The organism is Shewanella ulleungensis (assembly GCF_014648315.1).
In the GTDB taxonomy this organism is placed as follows: Bacteria; Pseudomonadota; Gammaproteobacteria; order Enterobacterales; family Shewanellaceae; genus Shewanella; species Shewanella ulleungensis.
This window is the reverse complement of sequence record NZ_BMQW01000005.1, coordinates 205684-220944: the sequence shown is the minus strand read 5'-3', so window position 1 is coordinate 220944 and position 15261 is coordinate 205684. Positions and strand designations below refer to the sequence as shown.

General features: G+C 42.3%; 12 protein-coding genes. 3 read left to right on the top strand and 9 right to left on the bottom strand.

Features of this window, described 5'->3' with window-relative positions:
- Positions 1-132: 132 nt before the first annotated feature.
- The gene (gene dauA, locus IEY40_RS11780; RefSeq protein ID WP_188956370.1) at positions 133-1857 is read left to right on the top strand and encodes a C4-dicarboxylic acid transporter DauA; all 1725 of its coding nucleotides are present in this window, start codon (positions 133-135) and stop codon (positions 1855-1857) included.
- A 97-nt stretch (positions 1858-1954) separates the two neighbouring features.
- On the opposite strand, the gene IEY40_RS11775 is transcribed toward dauA, so the two are convergent.
- From IEY40_RS11775 to IEY40_RS11765, 3 genes are all read right to left on the bottom strand, one after another.
- On the bottom strand, positions 1955-2473 hold the full coding sequence (locus tag IEY40_RS11775) for a DUF6702 family protein (RefSeq protein ID WP_188956368.1): 519 nt from the start codon (positions 2471-2473) through the stop codon (positions 1955-1957).
- Positions 2470-4926: a M1 family metallopeptidase gene (locus IEY40_RS11770; protein ID WP_188956367.1), complete on the bottom strand. Its 2457-nt coding sequence runs from the start codon at positions 4924-4926 to the stop codon at positions 2470-2472. The genes IEY40_RS11775 and IEY40_RS11770 overlap by 4 nt, the downstream gene beginning before the upstream one ends.
- A gap of 168 nt (positions 4927-5094) precedes the next feature.
- Positions 5095-5889, bottom strand: coding sequence for a substrate-binding periplasmic protein (locus tag IEY40_RS11765; RefSeq protein ID WP_188956365.1), 795 nt, complete (start codon positions 5887-5889; stop codon positions 5095-5097).
- A gap of 195 nt (positions 5890-6084) precedes the next feature.
- Between IEY40_RS11765 and IEY40_RS11760 the strand changes: the two genes are divergently transcribed.
- Complete coding sequence (locus tag IEY40_RS11760) at positions 6085-7089, top strand: NAD(P)H-quinone oxidoreductase (protein ID WP_188956363.1); 1005 nt, start codon at positions 6085-6087, stop codon at positions 7087-7089.
- Between the two features lie 519 nt (positions 7090-7608).
- Positions 7609-8049, top strand: a complete 441-nt coding sequence (locus tag IEY40_RS11755; RefSeq protein WP_188956361.1) for a hypothetical protein — start codon at positions 7609-7611, stop codon at positions 8047-8049.
- A 199-nt stretch (positions 8050-8248) separates the two neighbouring features.
- Here the strand turns inward: IEY40_RS11755 and IEY40_RS11750 are convergent, their stop codons facing one another.
- The 6 genes from IEY40_RS11750 to cutA all read right to left on the bottom strand — a co-directional run bounded on the left by IEY40_RS11750 (position 8249) and on the right by cutA (position 15067).
- A complete protein-coding gene (locus IEY40_RS11750; protein WP_188956359.1) occupies positions 8249-8662 on the bottom strand; it encodes a DUF2391 family protein in 414 nt (137 codons plus the stop codon).
- On the bottom strand, positions 8652-9692 hold the full coding sequence (locus tag IEY40_RS11745) for an aldose epimerase family protein (protein ID WP_188956357.1): 1041 nt from the start codon (positions 9690-9692) through the stop codon (positions 8652-8654). Before IEY40_RS11745 ends, IEY40_RS11750 begins: the two co-directional genes overlap by 11 nt.
- Positions 9693-9716: 24 nt before the next feature.
- Complete coding sequence (gene galK / locus IEY40_RS11740) at positions 9717-10859, bottom strand: galactokinase (RefSeq protein WP_188956354.1); 1143 nt, start codon at positions 10857-10859, stop codon at positions 9717-9719.
- Positions 10860-11035: 176 nt separating this feature from the next.
- A complete protein-coding gene (locus IEY40_RS11735; RefSeq protein WP_229777086.1) occupies positions 11036-12730 on the bottom strand; it encodes a cation:proton antiporter domain-containing protein in 1695 nt (564 codons plus the stop codon).
- Positions 12731-12884: 154 nt separating this feature from the next.
- Positions 12885-14744, bottom strand: coding sequence for a protein-disulfide reductase DsbD (locus IEY40_RS11730; protein WP_188956352.1), 1860 nt, complete (start codon positions 14742-14744; stop codon positions 12885-12887).
- A complete protein-coding gene (gene cutA, locus IEY40_RS11725; protein WP_188956350.1) occupies positions 14741-15067 on the bottom strand; it encodes a divalent-cation tolerance protein CutA in 327 nt (108 codons plus the stop codon). Before cutA ends, IEY40_RS11730 begins: the two co-directional genes overlap by 4 nt.
- Positions 15068-15261: the final 194 nt, after the last annotated feature.

The following is a 15261-nucleotide window of genomic DNA, read 5'->3' as shown; positions in this document are numbered from 1 at the left end:
ACGAATTTATTTATTATAATGTAATGATAATAAAGTTATCATCAAGTGGTAACTTAATTTGATTGTGCTAGCGGACGAACGGCCTATAATGAGGGGTATCTTGACGCCGTACTAGGTTATGGGATCGCCGCAATGAAATACCGCACACATTTATTTTCTCTTCGTATCGGGCATGCACTTCGAGAGTCTTTAAAAGACGCTCCCTACAATGCCAATGCATTCACTAAAGACTTATTAGCCGGCTTAACCGTTGGCATTATTGCTATTCCGTTAGCTATGGCACTGGCGATAGCTATAGGCGTTGCGCCGCAATATGGCTTATATACCGCCATTATTGCCGGGTTTGTTATTCCGCTCACTGGTGGTTCGCGTTATAGCGTGTCAGGGCCGACAGCCGCTTTTGTGGTGATTCTTTATCCTATCGTGCATCAATATGGCTTGTCTGGGTTACTGCTTGCCAGCATTTTGTCTGGATTGATGTTAATCGTTATGGCGTTATTTCGCTTAGGACGTTTTATTCAATATATTCCTGAGTCGGTCACTTTAGGTTTTACCGGTGGTATTGCTGTCGTGATCGCAGTATTGCAAGTTAAAGACTTTTTTGGCTTAAACATTACTGACATGCCAGAGAGCTTTGTGGGTAAAGTTGCCACGTTAATACAAGAAATTCCTGGGTTTTCCGGGCCGACGATGCTGGTGGGGATAAGCACCTTAGTCGTGTTTATTTTGTGGCCCAAACTCAAGATAAACATACCCGCTCATTTGCCTGCAGTGATGGCGGCGAGTGTGGTGGCTTTGATGTTAAACCTGTTAGGATTTCATGTATCGACGATAGGCTCAACCTTCAGTTTTACCTTAGCCGACGGTTCTGTCGGTGCAGGTATACCGTCAATGCTGCCAGATTTTGAGTGGCCTTGGCAGCGGGCACAAATGGGCGAAATGCCGCTGGTATTCACTTGGCAACTGGTCAGTGACTTATTGTCTGCCGCATTTGCCATTGCCATGTTAGGGGCGATTGAATCGTTACTGTGCGCCGTAGTTTTAGATGGTATGTCGGGTAAAAAGCACAGCGCCAATAGTGAGTTACTAGGCCAGGGTATCGGTAACATTATTGCCCCATTTTTTGGTGGTATTACGGCTACCGCTGCAATTGCACGTTCGGCAGCCAATTATAAATCTGGCGCGGTGAGCCCCATTGCCGCAATGATCCACGCGTTGGTGGTGTTGGTGTCATTGTTATCATTGAGTACCATTTTGGCGTATATCCCAATGGCAGGCATGTCGGCATTATTGATCATGGTGGCGTGGAATATGAGCGAAGCACCCAAGATTATTCACTTAGTGAAAAAAGCGCCAGCCAGTGAAGTGTTGGTATTGATGGTGTGTTTGTTGTTGACCATCTTTTTTGACATGGTGATTGCCATTAGTGCTGGAATTATTTTGGCATCGTTGCTGTTTATGAAACAAGTTGCCGACATGACAAAGGTACAAGACATTAGCGAGCAGAAAAAGCATATTCATGTCGAGCTACCGCCGCGCTGGAAAGTATTTAAAATCAACGGGCCATTATTTTTTGCCGCTGCCGATGGGGTATTTGGTGAGTTGGTTCATTTAAGTGCTGACCAAGATGGTGTGGTGTTGTATTTCGACGGGGTGTCTATTTTAGATTCGGGTGGAGTTTCGGCGTTGTACAAATACATTGCTAAATGTAAGCACGATAATACCCGAGTATTGTTGGCTGATTTTCAATTTCAGCCACTTAAAACCCTGGCAAAAGCCGGTTTTAAACCCGATGGAGTGCACTGTGTAACTTATTCAACACTCACAGATGCGCTAGACGATATAGTGAAAAGTTAACAGAACCATATAAGTTTGCTTATTATGGTTCTGTTATAACGATTAACGGTGTTTAAGCCATATCTACTTAGCAGGTTTAGTTACTTAGCAGGTTTAGTTACTGGGTAGGTTTAGCGACTTCAATATAATGCCAAGAGTCAGCAATATGCAGTCTTGCTGAAGTGACACGTTTATTACGCTCTACATTAATGTGGTTGGTTTGCTCTGACCACAGTTCTTGTAGCGCAGTCATTTTTAGGTAAAAACCTTCCATATCAGCGGTAATCGGTGTTTCTTGGTACACCCACAAATACTTACCTTCTAACTCTGTGCCAACATAAGTCAGAGTTAACGGTTGTTGTTGCTGATCTTGCATCGAAAATGTCGAAATAGCGTAATAAGCAAAAGCATCGCGACCAACCGGATCGCTGATCAAATCCGTGTTTTTATCGATCACTTGCTGGGCGGCATGCTCTGCATCGTGTAAGTAAAATCGATGTTGGATTTCAAGCATGCCACTGCGCTGATTGAACACAATACTGGTGTAAGCTTCTTTTTGCTGGTGGGCAAGGGCTTCTCCTGTAAAGAAACCCAAACCTACCATACTGATTAATAGTAAGGCTAGTTGACGTATCACTTCTTTTTCACCTTAATCTCGGGTTCTTCAAGCGCTTCTTTGTTGTCATGCATAATATCGCGATACTGATTGCCCTTACGTTCTTCTTCTTTAAAGGCTTCGATACGTGAAGGGATAATTTGACGTGGATAATAGTTATTTTCAATATCGACATCGGCTGTTTCACCGCGACGATCGACCACCGCCGACACTAAAATATTGTCCTTGTCGGTCACTATTAGCTTACTAACTTCAAATGGTGAGCGGCGCCAAATTTCAGCAGGTAAAACCAATGACTCAGTGTTGCCATTTTCAAAGGTTAATTCGAGTAAAATGGGCATCACAAGGCCGCCAAGATTAGAAAAATTAAATACGTAATAGTTTTTATCTTCTTTGATGGCTCGAGGGAGCACTTGTTGCTCCCATTCGTCGAGCTCAGCGTGTTTTTTGTTGTACTTGTTGCGTTCTTTATTGGTGACGCTAAATTGATCATGTTGGTCATGATAATCAAGATTGTCTGAGTTCAGTTCAACCCAGCTTTTTTGACCACTTTGTTGATTACGTTCCACCGAATAAGGCATGGGTTTACCTTGATAATCTTGGCGGCGGCGCTCGAAATCAATGTCTGGATTGTTAGTGTCTAGGCGCAGTTTATAAATGCGGTCTAACGAAATATCAACATGATCGGTGCTGTAAAACCAACCTCGGAAGAACCAATCTAAATCAACCCCAGAGGCTTCTTCCATGGTACGGAAAAAGTCGCTTGGTGTTGGACGTTTGTTCATCCAGCGGTTGCTGTATTCTTGAAAAGCGAAATCAAATAATTCACGGCCTAATATCACTTCACGCAAAATGTTTAACGCCACAGCGGGCTTAATATAGGCATTTGGGCCAAGCTGCAGCACACTGTCTGACTGAGTCATAATAGGCACTTGCACGTTAGATTTCATATATTCAATCACATCACTTGGCTCACGTCCCCAAGAGAGGTTAGGGTCCCATTCGCGAGTCGCAATACCGTCTAAAAAGCTGTTTATACCTTCATCCATCCAGGTCCATTGACGCTCATCTGAGTTTACAATCATTGGGAAATAGTTATGACCAACTTCGTGGATCACCACACCGATTAAGAATTGCTTTTCCGATAGGGTATAAGTACGGCTGTCATCGTCGTGCCAAATGGTGCGTGGACCATTAAAGCTGATCATCGGGTATTCCATGCCGCCAACAGGGCCGTTTACACTAATGGCCGCAGGATAGGGATAATCGAAGGTAAAGCGTGAATAGACTTTAAGGGTGTGAATAATTGAAGCGGTTGAATAGCGTTGCCACAGCTCGCCACCTTCTTTAGGGTAAAACGACATCGCCATTACGTGCGGATTGTTACTGTCTTTTTGCTGATAACCTTGAGCGTCCCATATAAATTTACGTGACGATGCCCATGCAAAGTCGCGTACATTGTCGGCTTTAAAATGCCAGGTTTTATTACCTTTTGCTGTGCTCGACTCATTTGCGATCGCTTCATCTTCAGACACAATAAAGACTGGTTTATCGGCTTTTTTTGCTTTATCTAACCGCTTAAGCTGTTCTGATGACAATACTTTTTTACTATTTTGCAATACGCCAGTCGCTGTAACAATGTGGTCGCTAGGCACTGTCATACTCACATCGTAATTACCAAACTCCAAGGTAAACTCGCCGCTGCCTAAAAACTCTTTGTTGTGCCACGCTTCGTAATCTGAATAACTGGCCACTCGCGGAAACCACTGCGCTAATAAGAATATGTCGTTCCCACCTTTGCGATCATCGTCGGGGAAATGCTCAAAGCCAGATCGAGCGCCAACGGCGTCTTCTTCTAAAATGTTGTAACCATAATTAATGCGCAATTGAGTCGATTGGTTTTGACCTAAGGCCGTTGGCAAGTCGACTCGCATTTGAGCACCGACAATGGTGTATTTGAGTGGTTTTTTATTAGTGTCAGTTACCGCAGTAATTTGGTAACCCAAGTTGTTATCGGCTAAAAACTGTTGGCGTCGTAAGTCTTGCAGGCTGATTTTTGCAAATGCATTATCACCATAAGTGTTGGTGGCACTCACGCTACCATCAACCCCATAAAAAGTACTGCTTCGTTCGGCGATAGAATCAGATTTAAATCGATTTTGTTCTAGCTGTAACCAGAGATATTTAAGCGTGTAAGGAGAGTTATTGTGATAAGTAATCACTTGTTCACCTTCAATACGACGCTTTTCTTCATCTAGAGTGACATTAATTTTATAGTCAACTTGCTGCTGCCAGTACTCTTTACCTGGCTCGCCAGCTGCATTTCGGTAATCATTTGGGGTTGGTAGGCTTTCTTCAAGTTGGCGAAATTTATCGACAAAATGGCCTTTACTTTGGACGATTTCTGAAGCCGAAATGGTAAAGATTACTGAACTGGTCAGTGCCAAGACTAGCAGTTGACTATACACGCGCATAAACACTCCTTTGACACTAGCGAACCAGTGCCAATATCCCAAAATGATGATTTATTGTATTTTTTGTGGGCAGAGTGTAACTAAGTTGAAGTGAATATACAGAGAAATAATGTTACTAAAGTTTGCACTTTAAAGTCGATTGTTGCGTGCTTAATAAATAGTGTCGTGTCACTTATTTATGACGGGTAGAAATTTTTGTAAGTGCTTATGGCGCGCTTTATTTGTTGAAACGCTAGGTAATATTTTGTATTTATTAATAATTTCTTGATACTCACCGTTTGCTTTTAGCATCTCAATGCCGTTAGCAAACATTTTCGCATTGGCGTGGTTTAGCTGACTAAAGCCCACATGCAAAGGCACTGGCTGGCCAATAGTGCCAGCATAGCGCAATTGTTGACTTAAGTTTAATTGACTTGCTGTGTACTCGATGACATTTTTGTTGTCGACAATAACCGAATGTCGACCTTTTACTAGCCGAATGATATTCATCGCTAACGGATCGTTACCTGAGGCAAAGTAGGTATTAGGATGGGCATTTAGCCAAGCATCAAGTTCAACGCCGTAGTTATAACCGCTGACCACAGCTGCTTGTAAAGTTTGATTAAGATCGGCAATGGTTTCAAACGACTCGTCTTCACCTATGAGGGTATAAAAGTCATTGCTGTTGTAACCGATAATAATATCAGCATCGATGAGTTGGTTATTGGTAATGGCGCTAGGCGTTAATGCCAGTACCGCATCAATATTATCTCGTTGCAGCTCTATAAGGGCGCGTTTATAAGGAATAGTAACAAACACTACCGTTTGCCCTTGAATTTCAAAAGCGCGTTTTGTTAGTTCAACAACATAGCCCTTTTCATTTTCACATATATAAGGGCACCAAATATCCGACGCGATACGGATTGGTGTTGCATGGGCGTGAATACCGATTAACGACAGTAGTATCAACAGGTACTTAAACAACTATTGTGCTCCATGATTTGAACGGCCGGGTATAGTAATTGTTCAGCTACTATAGGCAATGTTTTTTTGATTAAAAAAGAAACTACTTTAGCACTCTCTAACATTATCGCTCATTTTGCGAACAAGCACACAGCAACAATAACAGGCTTTTAATGCTGATTACTTTTTGATAACAATTAACCGAGATAATATTTTATGGCGACAATAAGCAGAGAATTTACCCATGTGCATGTTGAGCAACCAGGTGCTCCAAGTGTGATGACAATGGCTCAATCAACATTAGCAATGCCCGCAGAAGGCCAGGTGACAATTAAGGTTTATGCCGCCGGTGTAAATGGTCCTGATATTAAGCAGCGTGTAGGTGCTTATCCACCGCCAGCAGGTGCCAGCCCAATTATTGGTTTAGAGGTCGCGGGTGAAATCGTCGCGTTGGCAGACGATGTAACTCAATGCCAAGTGGGCGACAAAGTCTGTGCGTTGGTTCCTGGAGGTGGTTATGCCGAGTTAGTAAACACTTACGCAGCACATTGTTTACCTATTCCAACGGGCTACAGTTTTGTGCAAGCCGCTGCGTTACCAGAAACCTTTTTTACTGTGTGGGGTAACTTGTTTATTCGCGGCGGATTGAAAGCGGGTGAAACGGTTTTGATCCACGGTGGTTCTGGTGGTATCGGTACTACAGCCATTCAAATGGCAAGTCGTTTAGGTGCAAAAGTATTTGCAACTTCTGGCAGCGATGAAAAATGCCAATATTGTTTAGATCAAGGTGCCAGTGTTGCGATCAATTATAATGAACAACAATTTGTTGAGCCTATATTAGCCGCCACAGAAGGGGTTGGCGTTAATGTTATTATGGATATTGCCGGTGGCGACTTTATCAATGAAAACCTCAAAGCCATTGCTACAGAAGGGCGTATGGTGTCAGTGGCAATGCAACGAGGCCCACAAGCGACTATCGATATTTTCCGTATCATGGCAAAACGAGTGGTGTGGACAGGTTCAACATTACGCCCGCAAAGTGTCGCCAACAAAGCACAAATAGCTCAAGGCTTAGCAGAGCACGTATGGCCGTTATTAAATAATGGTGATATGAACATTCCAATCGACAGTGTATTTCCGTTTTCGCAGGTGGTTAAAGCACATGAGTTAATGGAATCAGGTAAGCATAAGGGTAAGATAGTATTAGATTTACAGGCTTAGTTTTAAGCATCATTTTATACAGTTCAATTTGGTCAGCATTTAATATTTTAGGATGAGTGCCGAGTTGAGCTGTATAAAAGCGTTATAAAGATAATGCGATGCCGATAAAATTTTTTAGATAAAAAACTTGAAGGCTGTTTTATTTCAGCTATTGTCCTGTTATCGATGTTTATTAAGAGGGTCTAATGCAGCCCATGACGTCACATTGTTGTGAGTCAGTTGAGCAAAGCTCAATTGGGGCTGTGAACTAACGGTAGCAATTCAATCGTATAGGTAGACAGCATAAAGACCTCTTTTTTAGTAATGGTAATGGTCTTTATCCGGACAAATTTTACTAAGATTGACATTTTTATGCCGTTACGCGAAAAATTCATCGTTTTAGGCATTGATTCTCAGAAATATTCTGTTTAAATACCCACGTAAATACAGAAGAGATAATCGTGGTGCAAAATGAGGTGTTTTAACTCATTACATTGCATCATTTTTAGTATATGTGTTGATTTAAGGGCGTTAGCATATATGTATAACACAGCAAAAAAACAACTTTGGTTTGGTGAATTAAGAACATCGAAAGGTAACACTATCGTGGTTCATGATAATCAACTACCACAAGCGTCACCTGGGCGCGTTTATATGTTTCATACTACGCGCAATACGATTGTTGAATTTGTAGAAGACATCGTTAAAGTTAACTTACACGACTTAGATGACGAACAAACAAAAGCTGCTATGGCTGAGTTTGGGGATGCTTGGAAAGCTGCACGTGCTGAGTTTATGTTAAAGCACCAATCACGGATAGACTTGTCAAAAGTGCCAGATACGGCACCACCTCGCAAAGCTAAACCTGTAGCTGAGCCAGATGAAGTTGTAGATTCAGATGATGACATTCCAGATTTTGATGACTCTGATGACGACGATGGTGATGATTTCGATGAAATGGGCGACAATCTAGACGATTAATCGCGTGGATAATATGGTGTTATTGCTAACAGCATATTATTTAGTAGTGATTTATCAGATTGTATACCCACTTGTGAAAACGGCATAAAGAATGAAGATTCTTTATGCCGTTTCTTTTTGGCTAAAGTTCAAAGGCCAAATGTTAAGACTTAAGCGTTAAAACTTAAGCGTTAAATAGAATTGTCCAAACTTAATGTCGTTATTCTTTATCAAAACTGTCGACAATAATCGCGCCCATCGACGCGGGCATCGCAATTAAAATAATCCGCTTTAATGCTAAAATAGGGTCGGTTAATAGCGGCAGTTTATTTAACGCTAACAATACGATCCCTACCACGATTAATGTCAAAAAATACGCGGCAACCACCCGTAAAAAAAATGCCCTTCTGCGTTTTATAATATTGCCTTGAAACACACTCTGATAAGCAAATAATGTGATAAACGCCAACGACAAAAACACCACAAGTACTAAGTTTAACGTCGGTAAACTGGCCGATAATCGCCATGCTTCTTCTGAAAATGCTATCGGTACAGATAGAGCAAAAGCCCCAACAGCGATTTGGCCAATATCTTCGGCGTTAAAGGTGGGCTTTGCTGGCGGATTACTTGGCATCGAACTGATAACGCGTTATGTGGTGATAGACGCTTTCTGGTGTAACCCAGACATTACTGGCACCAGGTAAATGCGGCTGATTGGGTGAATCTGGCAGCATTTGCGGTTCAATACACACCGCTTGATGATCCGCTAATATCCGTTGTTTTTTAGCCACAGTACCTTGTAAAAAGTTAGCCCCATATACCTGCACTCCAGGCTGGTTTGTATATACTGTCATACGGCGACCACTATTGTGGCTCGCTAAGCAACCAAAGCGTTGTAAGTCTGCGCCGGGGTTATCTAATATATAACAGTGATCAAACCCCTTAGTGGCCGCTAAGGCAGCTCGTTGAGTTTGTACTGACATAAGCGTGGCAACAGCCATATCTAAATCACTGCCTGTAGTAGGTTGAATAGCGGTTGGTATACCAACATCATTCATGGTCAGGTAGGTTTTAGCATCTACTTGCAGAGTGTGCTCGGTATTGGTGTCACTGCGGTTGCCGTCTAAATTAAAGTAGCTGTGCTGGGTTAAGCTAATTGGGCAAGCTTTGTCTGTGCTAGCAAGCATTTCAACATATAAGTTATTGCCGACTAAGCGGTAGTCTAGTTGCACAGTGCAATTACCTGGAAACCCCATATCGCCGTCAGGGCTTTTTAACGTTAACCGCACCCCGTCACTTAAGGTGCCTAATTGCCACAATTTACGGTTAAACCCTTCCGTGCCACCATGTAAACAGTTGGTAGCTTGATTGACGCTCAGCGAGTAGCGCTGGCCTTGATATTCCATAGCACCATTGGCAATACGGTTACTGTAACGACCAGCAACAGCGCCTAAATGGGCTTGTTGGGTTAAATAGTCTTCAGCGCTATCGCACCCTAAAACAATATTTTTACGTTCGCCATTTCGATCGGGTGTCCATAATGATCGAATGATGCCGCCTAGACTTAATACTTCAAGTGCAATGATGCCATTATCAATTCTAACCCGCTCAATCTCTCCACCACGGGGATCTTGCCAAGGTTCAAGTACACTAAAACGTACCATTTACGCCTCTCTCTTTTGGTTAATTTAGCGGATGCGTCCAGCACCGCCGCTGGCTGAACATAAGTGAATGGTTGCTTCAATTCCGGTTTGAGTAAAAAATTGATTTTCAACCAAATTAATCACATCGTCGCTTAAATCATGGTTCACTAACGCCAGTACACAACCATCACTCATGCGCACACCGCCTTGTTCGCCTATCAAGGTGGAAATTAGGCTGACCAAAGTGTCTATTTCTGGAGTGATAATCTCAAAGTCATCACGCATTGATGTTTGCGACTGTGCCATCAACTGGCTAAAGCGGGCAATATTGTTTTGTTGTAAGGCGCGAGCGGCATTACTGGTACGTTGATTTTCAGTAATGATATGACGAGCTCGGCGGAATTGTTCATCGTTGAGTAACTCTTTGCTTTGGCTCAATAAACTTAATGAAGAGTCGCGTAATGAATCGAGCCCAAGCAATTGCGTAATATGGCTACATTCTTTTTTACGTTGTTCAAATTGTTGTACAAACGCCTGCCTGTCTTGTTTAAGGTCGATAATGATCATACTGAGCTCTTCGGGTAATAACACCGGCTCGCTCTCGAGCTCTAAACAGTCAATTAATAATGCATGGTCTGGCTCGGCCATTGCGCTGATCATTTGGTCCATCATGCCGCAGTCTAAACACATAAATTGGCTTTCGCCGCGCTGGGCCAATTGGGCAATGGCTAACGGAGATAAATGTAATTGGCTGGCATAACTGATGGCCGTACCAAAGGCAATCTCTAACGCCGCAGACGAAGATAATCCGGCGCCAAGAGGCACATCTCCAACAATCGCGAGGTCTAACCCTTTGGCTTGTAAACCAGATTGATTCATCGCTGCCGTGACACTCTTTAAGTAATGTGTCCAATCATCACCGGCTGCAACAGTGCCTTCTTCACCAAAATGCCATTGTTCAATTTTACCAGGAAATGCAGTAGTGACCGCGCGAAATACATTATCATCGCGGTGTTTAACCGCAATAACAGTATGAAAGTTAATGGCAGCGGGCAGCGCAAGCCCTTCATTATAATCAGTATGCTCACCCATAATATTGACTCGGCCAGGCGCTTGATATAACTCGTCAGGCTTGGTGCCGAATGTTTGAACAAACAATTTAGTCGCGCGTTGAGCAGGGTTTGACATACTTCAAAAAATCCAACAAAAAAGTGACAAGAACCTTTGAGTTATAGCATGACTTTACGGTGTCTGTAACTTAGATTTTCTTATCTGAAGCAAAAATGAAAATACTGTGTCGCAAACAAAAACGCCTACTTTAATTTGTAGGCGTTTTTGTTATCTTGAGTTCAGGTTGATTAGTTTTATGATGGCGACTTAACCTGTTGCGCTTCAACATCTATGTTATCGGTTTCGACTACATTTTCGGCCACATTGTCGACCATATTAGCCGCAGCATATTCAGGCACAATTTCTGGCGGGGAGTCCAACAACTCATGAATCACATGGTCAACAAAACCGGCGCCTGCGGCTTCATATAAATTGTACACAGTGTGAACACCAGACTCTTTGAGCGCTTGGCCATCTTCTGCATATTGCACAATGGCGCTAATCTTACCTTCGTAGTTCATTTTTTGTAGTTGCTCTACTGCAAATAAATTACCCACATGATGTGGCATTGCCAGTAGTACCAACTCTAAATGCGGTGCTCGTTCAAGCTTTTCCCAAAAGTCAGTATCGCTTGCGTCGCCTTGTACTACGTTACGCCCTTCATTGCGATGAAAATCTACCAACTCTTGCTTGTGTTCAATCCCTAAAATTTCACCGGTATATTTAGCGCGTAACTCATCGTAAGCACCTGAGCCTATTCGGCCCATCCCTAAAATCAAAAAGCGAGGGTTACCAATGCGGATTTGTCTGTCTTCTGGGTGTAACGGATGGCGCTCAAGCTTACTCAGTCTGGCTTGATAACGTTGGTAAATGTTGCTGACGCTATTATTAAGCGGTGCAGCAAATAAAAAGCTAATACTTAATGCAACAGCAATAATAATCAGCCATTCAGGTGGTAACCAACCTTTATGTGCCGCGACCGCTGCGACAATTAAGCCAAACTCACTGTAGTTACCTAAGTTAAACGAGGCCAATAATGAGGTGCGCGAACGTAACTTAAAGCGAGTGAGTAAGTATAAAAACATCATAATTTTAACGGGCACTAATGCGACCAAAATAGCCGCTAAACCAATATCGGCCAAAGTGGGGAGACCATTTAAACCAATGGTTAAGAAGAAAGCGACTAAAAATAACTCTTTAAAGAAGTAAATCGACTTGGCTAATTCTGATGATTTAGCATGTCCTGCCAGTAAAATACCAATAATAAGCGCGCCTAAATCTGGTTTTAAGCCGACGGCCTCAAACAACCAAGCACCCACTACTAATGCCATGACTAGGCCAAAGAGCACCAGCATTTCACCGTGACCAACTCGGTCGAAAATTTTATAAATCAACGGACGAACAAGTGGCAGCAACAATAATCCAAAGGCCCAAACTGAAGGGATATTACCTTTGGAAATGGTTAAAAATATCACCGCAAAGATATCTTGCATAATTAAGATACCAATCGCCACTCGGCCATAAAGCGACTGCATATCACCACTGTCTTCAAGCACTTTTACCGCAAATACAGTACTTGAAAAGCTCAGTGCGAATGACACTAACATCAGTTGATTTATCGAAAATCCGTCGAGTTGTTCTATGCCTAAAAATCCCAATAGTTTGAGTATGGGTACAAAAAACAGGATAGAACCGATTAAATGTAGGCTTGAACCGGCCCACACTTCAGCTTTGAATAAGCTTTTAAGATCGAGCTTAAGACCGATCGAAAATAATAGTAAGGTGACACCCAAATCAGCCAGTTGCTGCAAAATAGGTAAGCTGCTGTCTTCTATGCCGAAAGTGAATAATACGAAGCCCGCGGCAAGATATCCAATGAGTGGCGGTAAACCAACTCGACTCACCAACATGCCGCATAATAAGGTGATAATAAGAATAGCGGGTTCCATAAAACTCCTTGGATGAAGAATACAAAACCACATTGTATAAGAAAAAGTTAAACTTTCGATGACTTTAATGTCGTAAATGCAAAAAACAGCATCTTTAGTCATTAAAGATGCTGTTTTAAATTGTGTTTTTAAATCTATTTAGCTAATTTTAAATCTACTTAGCTAATAACAGGTCTAAATGAGCGGCAAAATCTTTTGGCCCCATAAAGCCGGTTACGCGTAGGTCTTCACGTTGCTCGCCATTCTCGTTAAACATCAATAAAGTGGGTAAACCCAACACGCCATAATGCTCCAGTAATTCAATATCAATATCATCACTGGCGGTGACGTCGGCTTGCAGTAATACCATTTGATCCATACGCATAGCGACTTCTTTATTTTTAAAAGTAATCGCTTCAAACTCTTTACATGCCACACACCAATCAGCGTATAAATCTAACATTACCGTTTTACCGCTAATACTGGCTTTATCAAGCTCGACTTCTAAATCAGCAAGCGACTTAATGCGAATAAAGTGATTCTCTTCGGCTTTACCTTTACCCTCAAGGCCCGCTTGAGTAATGCTTGGTGTCTCGTGGCCAAAACCTGTCATAAGCGCTTGGAAACCATACGAGAAACTGGCTAGCAATGTCAGTAATAACAACACGCCACGGGTAGTTTGTTTCCAGTTAAACTCGCTAAGTTTGTTTTGGTGCATTAAGTAGCCGGTTAACGCAACGCCCCATATAGACCATAGCAAGTCCGATACTAGACCCGGCCAAATGCGGCCAATCATAACAATAGAGACTGAAATCAGTAAGAAGCCAAATATGGTTTTAATGATGTCCATCCAGGCACCGGCACGCGGTAAGATTTTACCACCAGAAGTACCAATCACTAATAACGGTAAGCCCATACCCATACTAAGCACATATAATGCTAAAAAGCCTTGTAGTAAGTCGCCAGACTGCGCCACATAAATCAGCACGCCAGACAATGGCGCTGTAGTACATGGTGAAGCGACGAGCCCTGAAATGACTCCCATCATGAACACGCCAATAAGGTTGCCACCTTTTTGGTTATTCGACATTGAGTTCATTTTTTCCTGCCACTTGGATGGCAGTTTCAAATCGTACATGCCAAACATCGACAAACTTAACAGCACAAACATTACCGCCAAGAAAATCAAAATAGCAGGGTGCTGAAGCGCCGCTTGAAATTTAAGTCCGGCAGAGGCAACGACTAGTCCTAATAATGAATAGGTAATCGCCATACCTTGCACATAGGCCATTGATAAGGTGAATGCTTTAGCTGTAGACAGCTTTTTACCTTGGCCAACAATAATACCCGACAAAATAGGGTACATAGGGAATACGCAAGGTGTCAGTGCTAAACCAATACCTAAACCAAAGAAAATCACTAAGGTCCATAGTAGGCTGTCGTCTTGCAGCATCTGGTTAAGCGTGTCTTGCTGGGTAATCGGTGCTTTTGCAGTGTTAGTAGCAGCTACTGATTGTGTTGCTTCAGGCGCACCAATGACTTGTTTGGTTATAATGTTACCGTCGTTGTCAGCAACAGCCGTTAATTTCACGTCGTTTTTGGTTGGTGGATAGCATAATGTACCCTCTGCACAACCCATAAACGTCACTTGGAATAAGGCGTCAGCGTCAGCCTGTTTTAGTGCTACTGGGATTTCAACAAACGAGTAGTAAACTTCTTGATCACCAAAATATTCATCGTTATGGTTTTTACCGCGAGGTAAGTCAATATCCCCAATCACCGCTCCGTTAGCAGAAAACTGCAACTTATCGCGATACAAGTAGTAACCGTCAGCAATCACAAAGCTTATTTTAAGTTGATTACCTTGTTGCTCATAATCAAATGCAAATGCCTCGTTTACCGGCATTAGCTTGGGCTCATTGCTTAAAAAGCTAAAGGTGTTACTCGTGGCATTGGCACTGTGTACCGTTGGTGAAAGTATAATTGATGACATCAATAACAATGATGTGAGGCAAAATGCGACGATTTTTTTCATGATAGTGAGTTGTCTTTTATCCATTGTAGATAAGGGCCAAAACCACCGATAATCGGAGTGGCAATGAATTCAGGTACTTCATAAGGATGCATGTGGATCACAAGTTGCTCAATGGCATTATATTGTTCTGCCATGCATTTTATTTGCAATGGCACCTCTTGTGACTGACAAATTTCATTGTCCCAACAGTAAACAGACTCTATCACTTGACCTATCTGCACACAGGCAGCCAATTGCGCTTTAACAAGTGCATTGGCAATACTGTTTGCCGTTTCAACATCTGGGCAAGTCGTTAAAATCAGTAATTGCTTAGCTTTATACATACGTTGTCTTAAAGTTTACTTAAGTTAATGGCGCTATACTAAAAGCGTTATCACATTACGCTTATTTAGCTGAATTTTCATTAAACAGAGACGATAATCGTGACCTGTCTTGAAAACAGACCCGATAACCCCCATTTAAGTTTCATCGGCATTAATTTTTTAGGTCGCTAACGTATTATTATACGTCGCTACTT